Genomic DNA, 16,307 nt, shown 5'->3' with positions numbered 1-16,307 from the left:
GCGCGTGCCCTTCGTGGAGCGAGGAATCCTCCCCGAATGGAATTGATCTTTACGCGGCTTATGTCAAATTAAATGGACATATGGATATGTCCATCAATCATGAGCGCGGTTTCGGCACGTCGCAGGTTCCGGCCTGGCGCCGGCGCTGGGTGGCGTGGCGCAATGGCGTGATGGCGAGTGCGGGGTTCCAGGCCTGGGCGGCGCGGCTGCCGCTGGTTTCGTGGATCGCGCGGCGCCGCGCCGGGGAGGCGTTCGATCTGGTCGCCGGGTTCTGTTATTCGCAGGTCTTGCTGGCGGCGGTGCAGGTGGGGTTGCTCGATCGCCTGCGCGAGGGGCCGTGCGATGCGGCCGGCCTGGCGCTGCTCAGTGGGCTGTCGGAAGCGGCCTCGCTGCGCCTGCTGCGCGCGGCAGCAGCGCTCGATCTGGCCGAAGCGGTGGCGCCGGGCTGGTGGATGCTGGGGCAGCGCGGGGCCGCGTTGCAGGCCAATCTCGGCGCGCTGGCCATGGTGCGGCACCACACCCTGCTCTATGCCGATCTGGCCGATCCGGTGGCGCTGTTGTGCCGCGACCGGGCCGAGCCTACCGCGCTTTCGGCGTTCTGGCACTATGCCGCCGATGCCCCGGCGCCGGAAGCGAGCGCCTATTCCGCGCTGATGGCTTCGTCCCAGGCGATGGTCGCGCAGCAGGCGCTGGGGGCCTATCGCTTTGCCCGGCATCGCCGCCTGCTGGACGTGGGCGGTGGGCATGGCGCGTTCGTGAGCGCGGTGCGGGCGGCCTGTCCGGCGCTGGACCTGGGCGTGTTCGATCTGCCACCGGTGATCGCTGGTGCGGCGGCGCGACTCGGTGGTGCAGGGGGGGATGCGATGGCCTTGCATCCCGGCGACTTTTTCCACGATGCGCTGCCGCAAGGCTATGATTGCATCACGCTGGTGCGGGTGCTGCACGATCATGATGATGCGGCCTGCCTGTCGCTGTTGCAGGCGGTGCGCCGCGCCTTGCCGCCAGGCGGGCGACTCGTGATTGCCGAGCCGATGGCAGGCACGCCCGGCGCACGGGCGATGGGTGATGCCTATTTCGGGTTCTACCTCTGGGCGATGAACGCCGGCCGCCCGCGCACGGCGGCCGAGTATGGCGCCATGCTGAAAACTGCCGGATTTGCGGGGTGGCGGCGCAAGGCGACTGCCTATCCGGTCGTGGCCAGTGTGGTTGTTACGCATACCTGACACTATACTATGTCAAGTATGATTGACGTTTGGCACAGTTGGCGTATGGTGCTCCTTGCCGGAACCCACCCGCTTTCGGGTGCAGGCGACGGGGTCTGACCGACCCCAGGGAGAAGGACCGGGGCATGGATGCACTGGCCGTCATACTGGAGGCACCACGGTGCATCGCGCTGGACAAGCTGACGCTGGCCGGATCGGTGAGCGAGGCGGCTGCGGCCGCGCCACTGCTCGGCCCGTCCGACGTGCTGGTCGACGTGCGCTGGAGCGGGATCAGCACCGGCACCGAAAAGCTGCTGTGGACCGGCGAGATGCCGGTGTTCCCCGGCATGGGCTATCCGCTGGTGCCCGGCTATGAATCGCTGGGTCGGATCGTGGATGCCGGAGCCGAGGCGTGGGGCCGCATCGGCGACTGGGTCTTCGTGCCGGGCGCGGCCTGCTATCCCGAGGCGCGCGCGCTGTTCGGCGGCACGGCGCAGCGGGTGATCCTGCCTTCGGCGCGGGCCTTTCCGGTGAGCGAGTCGCTGGGCGCCGATGGCGTGCTGTTCGCCCTGGCGGCGACCGCGCGCCATGCCCTGGCCGGTGGCGCCGCGCCCGACCTGATCATCGGCCATGGCACGCTGGGGCGCCTGCTCGCCCGGCTGACCATCGCGATGGGCGCGCCTGCCCCCACGGTGTGGGAGCGCAACCCGCTGCGGCGCCAGGGCGAGCATGGCTATCCGGTGATCGCGCCCAAGGACGATGATCGCCACGATTACGGCGCGATCTATGACGCCAGTGGCAATGCCGATTGCCTGGACCTGTTGATCCCGCGCCTGCGCCATGGCGGGGAAGTGGTGATGGCGGGCTTCTATGCCAATCGGCCCAGCTTTGCCTTTGCCCCGGCCTTCATGCGCGAGGCGCGCTTTCGCATCGCCGCCGAATGGAAGCCGCAAGACCTGATCGCCACGCGCGCGCTGGTGGAAGGCGGGGCGCTGAGCCTGGCCGGCCTGATCAGCGACCGGCGCCCGGCCCAGCAGGCGCGCGACGCCTATCCCGAGACGTTCCTCTCGGCCGAATGCCTCAAGATGGTTCTGGACTGGAGCGACTGCGCATGACCTTGTTGAACACGGCCCATTCCGATCATGCCGCAACGGACCAGATCCGGGCCCTGCGCGAGGAAGCGGCGATTGCGCCCGACGCGCCCCACACCGGCGAAGTGACCAAGCAGACCCAGGTGATCGCGATCTATGGCAAGGGCGGATCGGGCAAGAGCTTTGCCTTGTCAAACCTGAGCTACATGATGGCCCAGCAGGGCAAGCGCGTGCTGCTGATCGGATGCGATCCCAAGTCCGACACCACCAGTCTGCTGTTTGGCGGGCGCAGTTGCCCCACGATCATCGAAACCTCTGCCGCCAAGAAGCTGGCCGGCGAGGAAGTGCGGATCGAGGATGTCTGCTTTCAGCGCGACGGGGTTTTCGCGATGGAACTGGGCGGGCCGGAAGTGGGCCGGGGCTGTGGCGGGCGCGGCATCATCCACGGGTTCGAGCTGCTGGAAAAGCTGGGCTTCCACGACTGGGGCTTTGACTATGTGCTGCTCGATTTCCTGGGCGACGTGGTCTGCGGCGGGTTCGGCCTGCCGATTGCGCGCGACATGTGCCAGAAGGTGATCGTCGTCGGCTCCAACGACCTGCAATCGCTCTACGTTGCCAACAACGTGTGCAAGGCGGTGGAATACTTCCGCAAGATGGGCGGCAACGTGGGCGTTGCCGGCATGATCGTGAACAAGGACGATGGCACCGGCGAAGCGGGCGCCTTTGCCGCCGCGGTGGACATCCCGGTGCTCTGCGCGATCCCGGCGGACGAGGACATTCGCCGCAAATCGGCCAATTACCAGATCATCGGACGGCCCGATGGCCCCTGGGGCAGCCTGTTTGCCGATCTGGCGCGCAATGTGGCCGAGGCGCCGGCTCGGCAGCCGCGCCCGCTGGACCAGGACGGGCTTCTCGGCCTGTTCTCGCCAGAGGACGTGGGCGGCGGCGTGACTCTGACGCCCGCGACGCAGGCCGACATGCGCGGCGCGGCCTTTGTCCAGAAGCCGTCGCTGGAGGTGGTCTATGACGCCGTCTGACGTGGCGGCGCCGGCCCGCCAGCCGGATCGGATCGCGCTGGATGCTCCGGCAGCCGATAGGCCTCCGGCAGCGGGCGGCGGCTGCCACGCCGATGCCGGCGTGCTGCGCGCGGCAACCGATAAGGCGCAGGGCAGCGAACTGCTGCAACGCTATGCCGCCGATTACCCGGTGGGGCCGCACGACCAGCCGCAGAGCATGTGCCCGGCATTCGGCTCGCTGCGCGTGGGGCTGCGCATGCGGCGCACCGCCACGGTGCTCTCGGGCTCGGCCTGCTGCGTCTATGGCCTCACGTTCACGTCGCACTTCTATGGCGCGCGGCGGACGGTGGGCTATGTGCCGTTCAATTCCGAAACCCTGGTCACCGGCAAGCTGTTCGAGGACATCAAGGACGCGGTGGAGGGGCTGGCCGATCCGGCGCTCTATGACGCGATCGTGGTGACCAACTTGTGCGTGCCCACGGCCAGCGGCGTGCCGCTGCGCCTGCTGAAAAAGCAGATCAACGGCGTGCGGATCATCGGCATCGACGTGCCCGGCTTTGGCATTCCCACCCACGCCGAAGCCAAGGACGTGCTGGCCGGCGCGATGCTGGCCTATGCCCGCGGCGAGGCCGAGCAGGGCCCCGTGGCCGCCCCGCGCGCCCGGCCCGATCGCCCGACCGTGACGCTGCTGGGCGAGATGTTCCCGGCCGATCCGGTGGGCATCGGCATGATGCTGGAGCCGCTGGGCCTGGCCGCCGGGCCGGTTGTGCCGACGCGCGAATGGCGCGAGCTCTATGCCGCGCTCGATTGCGCGGTGGTGGGCGCGATCCACCCGTTCTACACCGCGTCGATGCGCGAATTCGAGGCTGCCGGGCGCGGCATCGTCGGTTCCGCGCCAGTGGGCGCCGAGGGCACGGCCGCCTGGCTCGATGCGATCGGCGCGGCCTGCGGCGTGGCGCAGGATCGCATCGATGCTGCCAAGAACCGCTTTCTGCCCGCCATCCGTGGCGCGCTGGCGGCAAACCCGATCAAGGGGCGGATCACCGTGACCGGCTATGAAGGCTCGGAACTGCTGGTGGCACGCCTGTTGATTGAAAGCGGGGCGGACGTGCCCTATGTCGGCACGGCCTGTCCGGCCACGGCAGCGGGTGCGGCCGATCGCGCCTGGCTGGAAGCGCGCGGGGTGCGCGTGCAGTTCCGCGCCAGTCTGGAGCAGGACATTGCCGCCGTCGAGGAATTCGGGCCGGACCTGGCGATCGGCACCACGCCGGTGGTGCAGCATGCCAAGCAGAAGGCGATCCCGGCGCTCTATTTCACCAACCTGATTTCGGCCCGGCCGCTGATGGGCGTGGCCGGGGCGGGCAGCCTGGCGCAGGTGGTCAATGCCGCCATGGCCAACAAGCCGCGCTTTGATCGCATGCGCGCGTTCTTCGATGGCGTGGGCAGCGGGCCAGCCGCGGGCGTGTGGGAAGACACCCCGCAGGACCGGCCGCAGTTCAAGAAGAAGTATGCCGCCCTGAACGAGGCCGCGCGCAAGGCGGCCGAGGCGGTGGGATCATGACTCTGGTGCTCGATCACGATCGCGCCGGCGGCTATTGGGGGGCGGTCTACGTCTTTACCGCCGTCAAGGGCTTGCAGGTGATCATCGACGGGCCGGTGGGGTGCGAAAACCTGCCGGTGACATCGGTGTTGCACTATACTGACGGGTTGCCGCCGCACGAATTGCCCATCGTGGTCACCGGGCTGGGCGAGGAGGAACTGGGCAAGACCGGCACCGAAGGCGCGATGAAGCGGGCGTGGAAGACGCTCGATCCCGATCTGCCGGCCGTGGTCGTCACCGGCTCGATTGCCGAGATGATCGGTGGCGGGGTGACGCCGGAAGGCACCAATATCAAGCGCTTCCTGCCGCGCACGATCGACGAGGACCAGTGGCAGAGCGCCGACCGCGCGCTGGGCTGGCTGTGGCGCGAATTCGGGCCGAAGGTGGTGCCGGCGGTGCGCCCGGTGCGCGAGGGGGAAAAGCCCCGCGTCAACATCATCGGCCCATCCTATGGCATGTTCAACATGGCGAGCGACCTGCACGAGGTGCGCCGCCTGATCGAAGGCATGGGCGCGGAAGTCAACGTGGTGTTCCCGCTCGGGTGCCACCTCGCTGATATCCGCAAGCTGGCCGATGCCCATGCCAACGTGTGCCTTTATCGCGAGTTTGGCCGGGGCCTGTGCGAGACGCTGGAGCGGCCCTATTTCCAGGCGCCGATCGGGCTGGAAAGCACCACGCTGTTCCTGCGCGCGCTGGGCGCCGCGCTGGAGCTGGACCCGGAACCGTTCATCGCGCGGGAAAAGCACACCACGATCAAGCCGCTGTGGGACTTGTGGCGCTCGGTCACGCAGGATTTCTTTGCCACCGCCAGCTTTGGCATCGTGGCCAACGAGACCTATGCGCGCGGCATCCGTCGCTTCCTGGAAGACGACATGGGCCTGCCCTGCAACTTTGCCTTCGCGCGCAGTGCCGGGGTCAAGCCGCGCAACGAGGACGTGCGCGCCGCGATCCACGCCAATCCGCCGCTGGTGCTGTTCGGCAGCTATAACGAGCGCATGTACAATGCGGAGCGCGGCGGGCGCGGGATCTATATCCCGGCCAGCTTCCCCGGCGCGGCGATCCGCCGCCACACCGGCACGCCGTTCATGGGCTATGCCGGGGCGACCTATCTGGTGCAGGAAGTGTGCAACGCGCTGTTCGATGCGCTGTTTCACATCCTGCCGCTGGCCACCGAGATGGACAAGGTGGAGCCGACACCTGCCCGCGAAACGGGTGCGCCGGCCTGGCGCGAATTGCCGTGGGACGAGGATGCCAAGGCGCGGCTCGATGCCGTGGTGGCTGCCCAGCCGGTGCTGATCCGCATTTCGGCGGCCAAGCGGCTGCGCGATGCGGCCGAGCGCGCCGCGCGCGCGAAAGGCCAGGGCCGCGTCTGCGCCGATTGCCTGGCCGATGCCCTGCTGGCGGAGCAGGTCGCATGACCCGCGCCGCCCTTTCCTTCCCGCAGGCTGCCAAGGCGCGGCCCGGCTCTGCCATTCTTGCGGCGCACGGCGCGTCCGCGAGGATACCCGAAGAGGTCTTCTCGCCTCTCGCACACCACCAAAGAAAGGAGATTGGCTATGAGTGATCGTGACGATCGCTTTGGGCTGAGAACGTATCTCACGCCCGAGGAAGCGAAGGAATTCCACAAGCTGTTCGTGAGCAGCTTCCTGGGCTTCACCGGTGTGGCCGTGGTTGCCCATGTCCTCGTCTGGATGTGGAAGCCCTGGCTCTGAACCCGTCGCTTCCCGCACCGCGCCCGGCCTGTCCGGCCTGACGCAGCGGGGACACACCCTCTGGCACAAGGATCAAACCCATGTGGAGACTCTGGCTCATTTTCGATCCGCGCAGGACACTGGTTGCCCTGTTCGCCTTCCTGCTGGTGCTGGCGCTGATCATTCACTTCATCCTGCTCAGCACCGACACCTACAACTGGCTCGATGGCCCCAATTCGGCGCAAGGCATGGCCCATGCCGCCGCAGCGGCCAAACCGGCAAGCTGACGAGAGCCTGTGCGAGAGGCGGCGGCTGTCCCGACCGCCGCCTCATGGGCATCGGCATCTGATCACACGAGCCCGCCGTTGAAGGCGGGGAGGGGGGAGCGATGGCACTCCTGAGTTTCGAACGAAAATATCGCGTGCGCGGCGGCACCCTGATCGGTGGCGACCTGTTCGATTTCTGGGTGGGCCCGTTCTACGTCGGCTTTTTCGGCGTGGTGACGGCAATCTTCGCCTCCCTGGGTACGGCGCTGATCTTCTACGCCGCCAGCCAGGGCCCGACGTGGAACCCCTGGCTGATCTCGATCGCCCCGCCCGACCTGAAATATGGCCTGGCGCTGGCACCGCTCAAGGAAGGCGGCTTCTGGCAGATCATCACGGTCTGCGCGCTGGTCTCCTTCGTGTCGTGGGCGCTGCGGGAGGTGGAAATCTGCCGCAAGCTGGGCATGGGCTATCATGTGCCGGTGGCGTTCGGCATGGCGATCTTTGCCTATTTCACCCTGGTGGTGATCCGCCCGGTCCTGCTGGGCGCGTGGCACTGGGGCTTTCCCTATGGCATTTTCAGCCACCTCGACTGGGTGTCGAACACCGGGTACCAGTACCTGCACTTCCACTACAACCCGGCGCACATGCTGGCGGTGTCGTTCTTCTTCACCACCACGCTCGCGCTGGCGCTGCATGGCGCGCTGGTGCTTTCGGCGGTGAACCCGGCGCCGATTGGTCCCGCCCAACCCGGCGAAGTGAAATCGCCCGAATACGAAGACACCTTCTTCCGCGACCTGATCGGCTATTCCATCGGCACGCTGGGCATTCACCGCCTGGGCCTGCTGCTGGCGCTCAACGCCGGGTTCTGGAGCGCGGTGTGCATCGTCATCAGCGGCCCGCTGTGGACCCGCGGGTGGCCGGAATGGTGGACCTGGTGGCTCAACCTGCCGATCTGGTCGTGAAGGAGCACCGTGCGATGGCGACCTATCAGAACATCTTCACCCAAGTGCAGTTGCGCGGCGAACCGGAAATGGGCGTGGCCCTGCCGCCAGGCGGCGAGGAACGCATCGGCCCCGGCGGGTTCCTGCATCTGGCAGGCCTGATCGGCCAGGCCCAGATCGGTCCGATTTACCTCGGCTGGACGGGCATTTTCGCGCTGATCTTCGGCTTTACCGCGTTCGAGATCATCGGGCTCAACATGCTGGCCTCGGTCAACTGGAACCCGATCCAGTTCGTGCGCCTGCTGCCCTGGCTGTCGCTGGAGCCGCCGGGGCCGGAATATGGCTTTTCGCCGTTCGTGCCGCTGGCCAAGGGTGGCTGGTGGATCATCGCCGGCTTCTGCCTGACAACGTCGGTGGTGCTGTGGTGGATCCGCACCTATACCCGCGCCCGCGCGCTGGGCATGGGCACGCATGTTGCCTGGGCATTCCTCAGCGCGATCTGGCTGTTCCTGGTGCTGGGCTTCATCCGCCCGTTCTTCATGGGGAGCTGGGCCGAAAGCGTGCCGTTCGGCATCTTTCCGCACTTGGATTGGACGGCCGCGTTCTCGATCCGCTATGGCAATCTGTTCTACAATCCGTTCCACTGCTTCTCGATCGCGTTCCTTTATGGATCGACGCTGCTGTTTGCGATGCACGGGGCGACGATCCTGGCGGTCGGCCGCTATGGCGGCGAGCGCGAGATCGAGCAGATCACCGATCGCGGCACGGCTTCGGAACGCGCGGCGCTGTTCTGGCGCTGGACCATGGGCTTCAACGCCACGATGGAATCGATCCATCGCTGGGCTTGGTGGTTTGCCGTGCTGACCACGCTGACCGGCGGGATCGGCATCCTGCTGACTGGCACGGTGGTGGACAACTGGTATCTGTGGGCGCAGCAGCATGGCTATGCGCCGCACTATCCCGCAACCGGGGTGATCGACCCTGCGACACTGGGGAGCGCCGGGAAATGAGACGGATAACCGCATTTGCGCTGGCAGCGCTTGCCGCGCTGTCGCTGGGGGGGTGCGAACTGGCCCACAAGGTTTCCAACCAGTACGGCACTCGCGGCACCGGCATGGACCAGGTCACGGTCAAGAAAGTGGCCATGGCCAAGGACGAGGTGCCGCCGCCGCCCTATGATCCGCCGTCCGCCGATGGTCCGCGCGCCAAGGAGCAGTTCCAGAACGTGCAAGTGCTGGGCGATGAATCCGCCGAGCAGCTCAGCTATACCATGGCGGCGATGACGGCCTGGGTGGCGCCCAAGGAAGGCTGCAACTATTGCCACAATCCCAACAACATGGCCTCTGACGAACTCTATACCAAGATCGTCGCGCGGCGCATGTTGCAGATGACGCGCAACATCAACCACAACTGGCAGGACCATGTCGGCAAGACCGGGGTGACGTGCTGGACCTGCCACCGTGGGCAGGCCGTGCCGGCCAACCACTGGACGATGCCGCCGGCTGGCCCGAACGGGATCATCGGCAATCGCCATGGGCAGGACAACCCGATCGCGGCGACCGGCTTTTCCTCGTTGCCGGATTCCTCGCTGGCGCTTTACCTGACGGGTGACCCCAAGAAGGACCAGAACATCCGCGTGCAGGCCACCGCTGCGCATCCTTCGCCGGCCGACAAGACCAGCGTGATGCAGACGGAAAATTCCTATGCCGTGATGGTCCACGTGTCCAAGGCGCTGGGAGTGAACTGCACCTTCTGCCACAACACGCAGTCGTTTGGTTCCTGGCCGATCAGCACGCCCAAGCGCGCCAAGGCCTGGTACGGCATCCGCATGGTGCGCGAGGCCAATGGCCAGTACATCTCGTCTTTGGCCGGCGTGTTCCCGGCCTATCGCAAGGGGCCGATGGGCGATCCGTTCAAGGTGAGCTGCGCGACCTGCCACCAGGGCAAGAACAAGCCGATGGGCGGCTATCCCATGGCCAAGGACTACCACGCGCTGTGGGGTGCGCCGGGGCTCTATACCGTGCCCAGCTCGTTCCCTGCGCCGCTCCAGGCACCGCAGCCGACCCAGCCTGTCGCCTCCGCCGGCGGCGCGGCCAATCCGGCGGGGTGATGGCCATGGCCGGCTTGCTTCATCCGCCGTGAACGGCGGGCGGTCAGACCCCGATGGCCGCAGCGGGAACGGTTTTAATGCCAGACCGTTGCGGCGCCAGGGATGTCACAGGAAAGTGCGACAAGACAGGCGTTTGACGAGTCTGCTGCCGCATCAGCAAAGGTAGGTTGACCGCCCTAACGGCCGTATTGCGTGGCACTATGGGACACGTTCTAGTTTGCCGCCGTCCTGCGTGGCGCGCACCCTCAAGAAATATAACGGAGGATGCAGATGATATCCAAGATCCACTGTCTTGCACTGGGCTCCGCCACTCTTCTGCTTGCCGCGTGCGGCGGGGGGAGCAGCGCCGACAAGTCTGCTTCGCAGCAGACGCCTGCCGCCAGCGAAACCACGGCCGCTGCGGCCGCTTCGATGACGCCGGCTGCCGCCAGCACCACCGCCGCCCCGCCGGCGGATTCCACCGACACGCTCGACAAGACCACGCTGGCATCGTTCACCGCTGACCCCGTGCACGGCAAGCAGATCTTCGCGCAATGCCAGGCCTGCCACTCGGCCGAGCCGGGCAAGAACATGATCGGCCCATCGCTGGCCGGTGTCATCGGCCGCAAGGCCGGCTCGATCGCCGGGTTCGCCTATTCCAACGCCAACAAGAACAGCGGCATCACCTGGACGCCGGAAAAGCTGTTCCAGTACCTGGAAAAGCCGCAGCGCGTGGTGCCGGGCACCAAGATGACGTTCCCCGGCCTGCCCAAGGGCCAGGACCGCGCCGACGTGATCGCCTACCTCAAGAACCCGACCTGACGGGTCTCGACCGCGCCTTCGCGGGCCAGTCTGCAAGAAGGGACGGAAAGCGCCGCGATGGGCTTTCCGTCCCTTCTTGTGTGTGGGGATGGTGGCGAAGTATTGATATCTCTGCCTATTCCGTCACCCCGGACTTGATCCGGGGTCCAGCTTGAAGCCTTTTCTGCGGGGGCTGGCATGAGGTGGTCGGTCGGGACAGGCGGAGGGCTGGACCCTGAAACAAGTTCAGGGTGACGATCATTTTTTGCGCACAAGCGAAGAGGCCACGAACCATGGGGTTCGTGGCCTCTTCGCTTGCAATCGGTCCCGTCACGCGGCGGCGGAGCGGCGCGCCAGTTCGCATTGCGACCAGATGTCGCTGAGCGCCTCGATCAGGCGATCGATGTCGCCATCGCTGTGTACCGGCGATGGGGTGATGCGCAGGCGCTCGGTGCCGCGCGGCACGGTGGGATAGTTGATCGGCTGGACGTAGATGCCGTGGTTGTCCATCAGCCAGTCGCTGATCCGCTTGCACTTCTTGGGATCGCCGACCATCACCGGAATGATGTGGCTGGGATTGGGCAAGTGCGGAATGCCCAGGCCATCGAGGCGGCGACGCACCGTGGCGACGCGCTCCTTGTGCCGCGCGCGCTCGATCTCGCTGGCTTTCAGGTGCCGGATGCTGGCCGTGGCACCGGCAGCGAGCGCCGGGGGCAGGGCTGTGGTGAAGATGAAGCCGCTGGCAAAGGTGCGGACGAAATCGCACAGGCTTTCCGACGCGGCGATATAGCCGCCCATCACGCCGAACGCCTTGCCCAGCGTGCCTTCGATCACGGTGATGCGGTCCATCAGGCCTTCGCGTTCGGCCACGCCGCCGCCGCGCGGGCCATAGAGGCCCACGGCATGGACTTCGTCGATATAGCTCATCGCGCCATGCGCCTCGCACACGTCGAGGATGTCGGCGATCGGGGCGATGTCTCCGTCCATCGAATAGACGCTTTCAAATGCCACCAGCTTGGGCACGTCTGGCCCGTATTGGCTGAGCAGTTCGTCGAGGTGCCCGGCATCGTTGTGGCGCCAGATATGGCACTGGCTGCGCGAATGGCGGATGCCCTCGATCATCGAGGCGTGGTTGAGCGCATCGGAAAAGACCACGCAGCCGGGGATCCTGGCCGCCAGCGTGCCCAGACCCGCCCAGTTGGACACATAGCCGCTGGTGAACAGCAGCGCGGCTTCCTTGCCATGGAGATCGGCCAGCTCGCGTTCGAGCATCACGTGGTGATGGTTGGTGCCCGAGATATTGCGCGTGCCGCCCGCGCCCGCGCCGCATTCGTCCAGCACGCGGCGCATGGCATCGAGCACGGCCGGGTGCTGCCCCATGCCCAGGTAATCGTTGGAGCACCACACGGTGATCGGCTGGGTGGTTTCGTCGACATAGCGCGTGGCATGCGGGAACGTGCCGCAGTGCCGCTCGATCTCGGTAAAGATGCGATAGCGGCCTTCCTCGCGGACCGAGTCCAGTTCCCCCTTGAAATAGGTTTCAAAATCCATCGTCCTCGGCCCTCTCGTGGTTGTTTTTTCCAGTTCAGTTGGCAGGGTGGCGCGCGGGCAGCGCCCAGCCCCACAAGGCCCCGTCGCGCATGGGCAGGGCCAGGAACAGGTGTTCGAGCGCGCCCAGCGCGGCGAGCGCGAAGAGCAGGCTGGCGCCGGCGGCTTCGGCGCTGCCAGCCGGTGCGGCGAGCGCGAGCGTGGCGAGCCAGCCGGCCAGCGCCAGGCATGCGGCAATCGCGGCGTAAAGCTCCACGCCCAGTCGCGGCTTGCCGAAATAGCTTTTCAGGTAGGCCAGATGCTGGGGCAGGATGTCCGTGCTCATGTTGGGCACGCCCAGGAAAATCGCGACCTTGGTGCTCAGCCGCATGGCCAGCAGCAGCGCGAAGGCCATGGCGCCAACCCGGTTGGGCGCGTCCCGGCTCATCCACAGGAGCCCGGCGGCGCTGAGCGCCAGGGCCACTTCATGCCAGGCGAGTGCGGCCACGGCATGGGCAAAGCGCGGCCAGCCACGCGCGCCGGGCGGGCAGGCTTCGCGCCGGGGGCCGGTGACCACGCCGGTGAGAAAGCTGATTTCGTGCCAGGCCCAGACCAGGATGGCCCCGGCGAGCGAGGCATAGACGCCGGCCAGCGTGGCCCAGCGCATCGAGACAGCAATGATCACGATGCCACCGATCGCGGCACAGCCCGCCAGCAGCAGGCTGTGGGCAAAGGTGTGGCGCGCGCGATTATCCAGCCACGCGACCAGCCCGGTTGCAAAGAACCAGATCAGGATCGTTGCCAGGACAGGCAGGACGTGGCCGGTCCAGCTTACCATGCCGGTTGCAGCCGGATCGTGGCGGGCAGGGCATTGCGGCGCGGGCGCAGCAGATACATGCGCGCGAAATTGGCCGCCGCGCCCAGTGCGCCGCTGGCGCGCATCCAGGCGCCGGCCAGCCCGCCCCGCGCCTTGCCGGCGGCCAGCCGGTTGCTGTGCACCAGCAGGCGGGCCATGGCGCGGCGAAAGCGCGGATCGTCGGTATCGAGTTCCACCGGGAAGACCTGGCGCGCGATCTGCGAGCAGATGGTGAAGACGCGATAATCGTAATCGGTGGGATCGAGGCCGAGCGCCCGGTGGAACACCGGCCGGGCATGATCGCGCACATACATCGTGGCATAGACCGCCAGCAGGAAGAAGCGCACCCACAGCGTGTTGGCACCGCGCAACAGCTTGGGATCGGCGCGCAGCAGCAGCGCAAAGGCCTCGCCATGGCGGAATTCGTCGTTGCACCAGCTTTCGAACCACAAGAAGATCGGGTGAAAGCGCAATTCAGGCTTGGCGGCCAACTGGCGATAGATGGTGATATAGCGCGCGTAGCCGATCTTTTCGGACAGGTAGACCGAATAGAAAATGAACTTCGGCTTGAAATAGTGGTATTTCTTGGCCTTTGTCAGAAAGCTGAGATCGATGCCGATGCCTTCGTCCTTCAAGGCTTCGTTGATGAAGCCGGCGTGGCGGCTTTCATCGCGCGCGAGCAGCTTGAACAGCATCTTCATGTCAGGGTTCGACGTGCGCCGCGCCATTTCGGCATAGAGGATGCAGCCGGAGAATTCCGAGGTCAGCGAACTGACCAGGAAATCGATGAATTCGGCGCGCAGCTCCGGCTCCAGCGCGGCGATGATGCCGGCGAAATCCTGCTCGCGCTTGAAATGGCGCTTGTTGGGATCGCTCGCCATCTCGGCAATCAGCGCATCCCATTCCTGGCGCACGCTCGACACGTCGATGGCATCGAGCGCGGCAAAATCGGTGGTGTAGAAACGCGGGCTGAGCACCGTTTCGTGGCTCACCATAGCGTGGACATCGGGCTTGGCAGTATGCGTGGTCATCGCAGGCTCCCGGACGTGAAGCTGACTTCGTAAAGCTCGGTAAGGCCGAGGTAGGCCACCGCGCGGGTCCAGGCGCGCAGCAGCGGGCCGGCGCGGACCACGGTGGCGGTGCGTTCAAACACCGCGCTTTCGCCAAACGGCACCCGCACCGGATCGCCATGGACGCGCACGCGGTCGCCCGGCTCAACGGCGAGATCGCCATCGAGTTCGACATGGGCGTGGAAGTGCGCGGCGCTCTGCTCGATGGCGATGCGGCATGGCACGGTGAAGGCGCGGGGGCGGATCATGCGCGGCTGCCCGTTGCGGCTGCGGGCTGGAGGAAGCGGGCAAAGGCAGCGCGGTTGGTGGCGCCGAACGAGCCGAGCTCGATCGCGCGGCCCGTGGCCGGATCGCGCAGGGTCAGCGCGCCATTGGCCCATTGCGTCAGTTCAAACGGCCGGGCCGGGCCGATGCCGTTCATGCGCCGCTCCCGCGCCATGCCGCGCATCACCCCGCGCACGAAGCCGCCGCCGTCGTTTTCGCCGATGAGCACGGCGAGCGTTGCCCCGCGATCACTGTCCTGCACCACGACGGCGCCATCGGCGCGATCGGCAAAGACGAGATGTCGCACGGCAAGGGGCGTGACGCCTTCTCTGGCGCGCTCCACCGCCGGCACCGCCTCACGCGGGAGCACGCCGACGCGGACCAGGCCGGTCAGCGCCACGGTGATCGCCACCAGCGCGCCGGCCAGCACCAGCGCCGGGCGCGGGACGGTGTTTTCGTGGGAATGGGCGTGGCTCATGCCGTGGCTCCCTCCAGCGCCGGGGTGGGTCGCGACGGCGCCTGGCGCACTGGTTCCTGCGCTGGGCGGGCGATGGTGACCGGTGCCAGAGCGGCGCAGGCCTGGGCCAGGTCCTGCGCCAAGCGCGCGGCATCGGGCAGGGCGCGCAGCATCGGCTGCGGGCGCGACAGGCGCCAGGGGCGGGCATGGGGCCAGAGCATGGCATAGCCCAGGCGATGTTCGCCTTTGAGCGCGACGGCAATGTCACCCGTGCTGCCGCTGGCCTGGCGCAAGTCTGCCGAGGTGATCAGCGCCAGCGGCAGGTTGATGCAGGTGTTGAGTGCCACGCCGATGCGCAGCACCAGGCGGCGGTTGGTGAGCGTGTAGACCGTGGTGCGCGCCACCAGCACCGCAAACAGGGCGAGCAGCCCTTGCAGCAGCGCGCCCGCGATCACGATGGCCCCGGCGCCGACCAGGTTGCCGGTGGCGAGGGCCAGCAGGGCAAGCGCAGCGAAGTAGGCCATGAGGCCGCGCGCGAACAAGGCGCTGCGCTTGAACGCGCGCCAGTCCGGCGCGGCCTGCCACAGGATCGCTTCGCCCGCCGGCAGATCGCCGGGCAACCCGCGTACCGGCTCGAAATCATGCTCGGTCACAGCAGCGGCTCCAGCCGATCGGCATTGGCATAGAGATAGCCGGTGCCGAAGTAGGCGACGACGCGCTCTTCCTCGTAGCGGGTGATTTCACCGGGGTTTTCGGGGAACGGGGCAGTGGCGAAATCGGCGGCGTTGATCGCGCTGATGATCACGGCATGGCGGCGCACCACGGCCATGGCCATGGGCGCCAGCACGATGCGCGCGCCGGTATCCACAGCGAGGTAGCGGATCATGTGTTCGGCGCGATCGACCCAGAGATCGACCACGGTGCCGGCGCGCGCGCCATCGGCGCCATAGACGGCAAGGCCGCGCGGATCGATGCTGGCGCTGGCCACGGAGATCTGCGGCACGCTGCCGATCGGCACGATGCGCGGATTGCCGTGGGCATCGCGATCGGGAAAGCGGGCGCGCTGGGCATAGGCACCCGGCCCGACCCCGGCGGCAAAGACATCGCCCACGGGCGAATAGGGCGCCCCGCCGAAATGCTCGCGCCGCTCCGCCTTGATCTCCACCGGCTCCCGGTTTTCGCTGGCCGGCAGCGGCACGGTGACCGTGCCCATGCCGAAGGGCAGGAAAAAGGTCTTGGCGCTGGCGGTGGACAGCGGGCCGCCATCGCTGTCGACGCGCCCGGTCAGCGCGTCTTCCAGCGGATAGCCTTCGCGCCGGTCTTCGCGGCGAAGCCAGAAGATCAGGCAGATGAAAAAGAGCACGAACGCGATCAGCGCCAGTTGCGCGGCATCGATGGTGCCGACGATATTGCCGTGTCTCATGGGAGTTCTCCTT

Annotated in this window: 19 protein-coding genes; 12 read left to right on the top strand and 7 right to left on the bottom strand. The window is 67.0% G+C overall.

Annotated features, from left to right (window positions below; translation table 11 throughout):
* The first annotated feature begins 86 nt into the window (after positions 1–86).
* From IE191_RS07510 to IE191_RS07455, 12 genes are all read left to right on the top strand, one after another.
* Entirely contained in the window at positions 87–1,223 is a 1,137-nt protein-coding gene (locus IE191_RS07510) for a methyltransferase (protein WP_191323748.1), read from the top strand.
* Positions 1,224–1,348: 125 nt separating this feature from the next.
* Entirely contained in the window at positions 1,349–2,317 is a 969-nt protein-coding gene (gene bchC, locus IE191_RS07505; protein WP_191323747.1) for a chlorophyll synthesis pathway protein BchC, read from the top strand.
* Positions 2,314–3,330, top strand: coding sequence for a chlorophyllide a reductase iron protein subunit X (locus IE191_RS07500; RefSeq protein ID WP_191323746.1), 1,017 nt, complete (start codon positions 2,314–2,316; stop codon positions 3,328–3,330). The genes bchC and IE191_RS07500 overlap by 4 nt, the downstream gene beginning before the upstream one ends.
* On the top strand, positions 3,317–4,870 hold the full coding sequence (gene bchY / locus IE191_RS07495; RefSeq protein WP_191323745.1) for a chlorophyllide a reductase subunit Y: 1,554 nt from the start codon (positions 3,317–3,319) through the stop codon (positions 4,868–4,870). Before IE191_RS07500 ends, bchY begins: the two co-directional genes overlap by 14 nt.
* Positions 4,867–6,327 carry a chlorophyllide a reductase subunit Z gene (bchZ, locus tag IE191_RS07490; RefSeq protein WP_191323744.1) on the top strand — a complete coding sequence of 487 codons (1,461 nt, stop codon included), beginning with the start codon at positions 4,867–4,869 and terminating at the stop codon, positions 6,325–6,327. The genes bchY and bchZ overlap by 4 nt, the downstream gene beginning before the upstream one ends.
* Positions 6,324–6,473 carry a hypothetical protein gene (locus tag IE191_RS07485; RefSeq protein ID WP_191323743.1) on the top strand — a complete coding sequence of 50 codons (150 nt, stop codon included), beginning with the start codon at positions 6,324–6,326 and terminating at the stop codon, positions 6,471–6,473. Before bchZ ends, IE191_RS07485 begins: the two co-directional genes overlap by 4 nt.
* A complete protein-coding gene (gene pufB, locus IE191_RS07480; RefSeq protein WP_191323742.1) occupies positions 6,466–6,621 on the top strand; it encodes a light-harvesting antenna LH1, beta subunit in 156 nt (51 codons plus the stop codon). The genes IE191_RS07485 and pufB overlap by 8 nt, the downstream gene beginning before the upstream one ends.
* Positions 6,622–6,701: 80 nt before the next feature.
* Positions 6,702–6,887 carry a light-harvesting antenna LH1, alpha subunit gene (pufA, locus tag IE191_RS07475; RefSeq protein WP_191323741.1) on the top strand — a complete coding sequence of 62 codons (186 nt, stop codon included), beginning with the start codon at positions 6,702–6,704 and terminating at the stop codon, positions 6,885–6,887.
* A gap of 101 nt (positions 6,888–6,988) precedes the next feature.
* Positions 6,989–7,828, top strand: coding sequence for a photosynthetic reaction center subunit L (gene pufL, locus IE191_RS07470; protein WP_191323740.1), 840 nt, complete (start codon positions 6,989–6,991; stop codon positions 7,826–7,828).
* Between the two features lie 14 nt (positions 7,829–7,842).
* Positions 7,843–8,817, top strand: a complete 975-nt coding sequence (gene pufM, locus IE191_RS07465; protein ID WP_191323806.1) for a photosynthetic reaction center subunit M — start codon at positions 7,843–7,845, stop codon at positions 8,815–8,817.
* A complete protein-coding gene (gene pufC, locus IE191_RS07460) occupies positions 8,814–9,917 on the top strand; it encodes a photosynthetic reaction center cytochrome PufC (protein ID WP_191323739.1) in 1,104 nt (367 codons plus the stop codon). Before pufM ends, pufC begins: the two co-directional genes overlap by 4 nt.
* 270 nt (positions 9,918–10,187) lie before the next feature.
* Entirely contained in the window at positions 10,188–10,718 is a 531-nt protein-coding gene (locus tag IE191_RS07455; RefSeq protein WP_191323738.1) for a c-type cytochrome, read from the top strand.
* 309 nt (positions 10,719–11,027) lie between these two features.
* On the opposite strand, the gene hemA is transcribed toward IE191_RS07455, so the two are convergent.
* Genes hemA through puhA form a run of 7 tightly spaced genes read right to left on the bottom strand, consistent with a single transcriptional unit; the run spans position 11,028 to position 16,294 of the window.
* Complete coding sequence (gene hemA / locus IE191_RS07450; protein WP_191323737.1) at positions 11,028–12,248, bottom strand: 5-aminolevulinate synthase; 1,221 nt, start codon at positions 12,246–12,248, stop codon at positions 11,028–11,030.
* Positions 12,249–12,282: 34 nt separating this feature from the next.
* Positions 12,283–13,062 (bottom strand): putative photosynthetic complex assembly protein PuhE, encoded by a 780-nt coding sequence (gene puhE / locus IE191_RS07445; RefSeq protein WP_191323736.1) that lies wholly within the window; start codon positions 13,060–13,062, stop codon positions 12,283–12,285.
* On the bottom strand, positions 13,056–14,111 hold the full coding sequence (gene acsF, locus IE191_RS07440; RefSeq protein ID WP_191323735.1) for a magnesium-protoporphyrin IX monomethyl ester (oxidative) cyclase: 1,056 nt from the start codon (positions 14,109–14,111) through the stop codon (positions 13,056–13,058). The genes puhE and acsF overlap by 7 nt, the downstream gene beginning before the upstream one ends.
* On the bottom strand, positions 14,108–14,398 hold the full coding sequence (locus tag IE191_RS07435; RefSeq protein ID WP_191323734.1) for an O2-dependent cyclase accessory protein: 291 nt from the start codon (positions 14,396–14,398) through the stop codon (positions 14,108–14,110). Before IE191_RS07435 ends, acsF begins: the two co-directional genes overlap by 4 nt.
* Positions 14,395–14,892 (bottom strand): photosynthetic complex assembly protein PuhC, encoded by a 498-nt coding sequence (gene puhC, locus IE191_RS07430; protein ID WP_191323733.1) that lies wholly within the window; start codon positions 14,890–14,892, stop codon positions 14,395–14,397. The genes IE191_RS07435 and puhC overlap by 4 nt, the downstream gene beginning before the upstream one ends.
* Positions 14,889–15,524: a photosynthetic complex putative assembly protein PuhB gene (gene puhB / locus IE191_RS07425; protein ID WP_191323732.1), complete on the bottom strand. Its 636-nt coding sequence runs from the start codon at positions 15,522–15,524 to the stop codon at positions 14,889–14,891. Before puhB ends, puhC begins: the two co-directional genes overlap by 4 nt.
* Positions 15,521–16,294, bottom strand: a complete 774-nt coding sequence (gene puhA / locus IE191_RS07420) for a photosynthetic reaction center subunit H (RefSeq protein ID WP_191323731.1) — start codon at positions 16,292–16,294, stop codon at positions 15,521–15,523. The genes puhB and puhA overlap by 4 nt, the downstream gene beginning before the upstream one ends.
* Positions 16,295–16,307 lie beyond the last annotated feature (13 nt).

This window comes from Novosphingobium pokkalii (assembly GCF_014652855.1).
GTDB classification, from domain to species: Bacteria; Pseudomonadota; Alphaproteobacteria; order Sphingomonadales; family Sphingomonadaceae; genus Novosphingobium; species Novosphingobium pokkalii.
The sequence above is the reverse complement of the archived record's forward strand: the minus strand, read 5'-3'. Positions and strand labels throughout refer to the sequence as shown.

Coding starts and splice junctions, on each gene's coding strand:
- IE191_RS07500 (WP_191323746.1), top strand. CDS start 2,314: ATGACCTTGTTGAACACGGCCCATTCCGATCATGCCGCAACGGACCAG.
- bchY (WP_191323745.1), top strand. CDS start 3,317: ATGACGCCGTCTGACGTGGCGGCGCCGGCCCGCCAGCCGGATCGGATC.
- puhA (WP_191323731.1), bottom strand. CDS start 16,294: ATGAGACACGGCAATATCGTCGGCACCATCGATGCCGCGCAACTGGCG.
- pufB (WP_191323742.1), top strand. CDS start 6,466: ATGAGTGATCGTGACGATCGCTTTGGGCTGAGAACGTATCTCACGCCC.
- bchZ (WP_191323744.1), top strand. CDS start 4,867: ATGACTCTGGTGCTCGATCACGATCGCGCCGGCGGCTATTGGGGGGCG.
- pufL (WP_191323740.1), top strand. CDS start 6,989: ATGGCACTCCTGAGTTTCGAACGAAAATATCGCGTGCGCGGCGGCACC.
- pufA (WP_191323741.1), top strand. CDS start 6,702: ATGTGGAGACTCTGGCTCATTTTCGATCCGCGCAGGACACTGGTTGCC.
- hemA (WP_191323737.1), bottom strand. CDS start 12,248: ATGGATTTTGAAACCTATTTCAAGGGGGAACTGGACTCGGTCCGCGAG.
- acsF (WP_191323735.1), bottom strand. CDS start 14,111: ATGACCACGCATACTGCCAAGCCCGATGTCCACGCTATGGTGAGCCAC.
- bchC (WP_191323747.1), top strand. CDS start 1,349: ATGGATGCACTGGCCGTCATACTGGAGGCACCACGGTGCATCGCGCTG.
- pufM (WP_191323806.1), top strand. CDS start 7,843: ATGGCGACCTATCAGAACATCTTCACCCAAGTGCAGTTGCGCGGCGAA.
- IE191_RS07510 (WP_191323748.1), top strand. CDS start 87: ATGTCCATCAATCATGAGCGCGGTTTCGGCACGTCGCAGGTTCCGGCC.
- IE191_RS07455 (WP_191323738.1), top strand. CDS start 10,188: ATGATATCCAAGATCCACTGTCTTGCACTGGGCTCCGCCACTCTTCTG.
- puhC (WP_191323733.1), bottom strand. CDS start 14,892: ATGAGCCACGCCCATTCCCACGAAAACACCGTCCCGCGCCCGGCGCTG.
- puhE (WP_191323736.1), bottom strand. CDS start 13,062: ATGGTAAGCTGGACCGGCCACGTCCTGCCTGTCCTGGCAACGATCCTG.
- IE191_RS07435 (WP_191323734.1), bottom strand. CDS start 14,398: ATGATCCGCCCCCGCGCCTTCACCGTGCCATGCCGCATCGCCATCGAG.
- pufC (WP_191323739.1), top strand. CDS start 8,814: ATGAGACGGATAACCGCATTTGCGCTGGCAGCGCTTGCCGCGCTGTCG.
- IE191_RS07485 (WP_191323743.1), top strand. CDS start 6,324: ATGACCCGCGCCGCCCTTTCCTTCCCGCAGGCTGCCAAGGCGCGGCCC.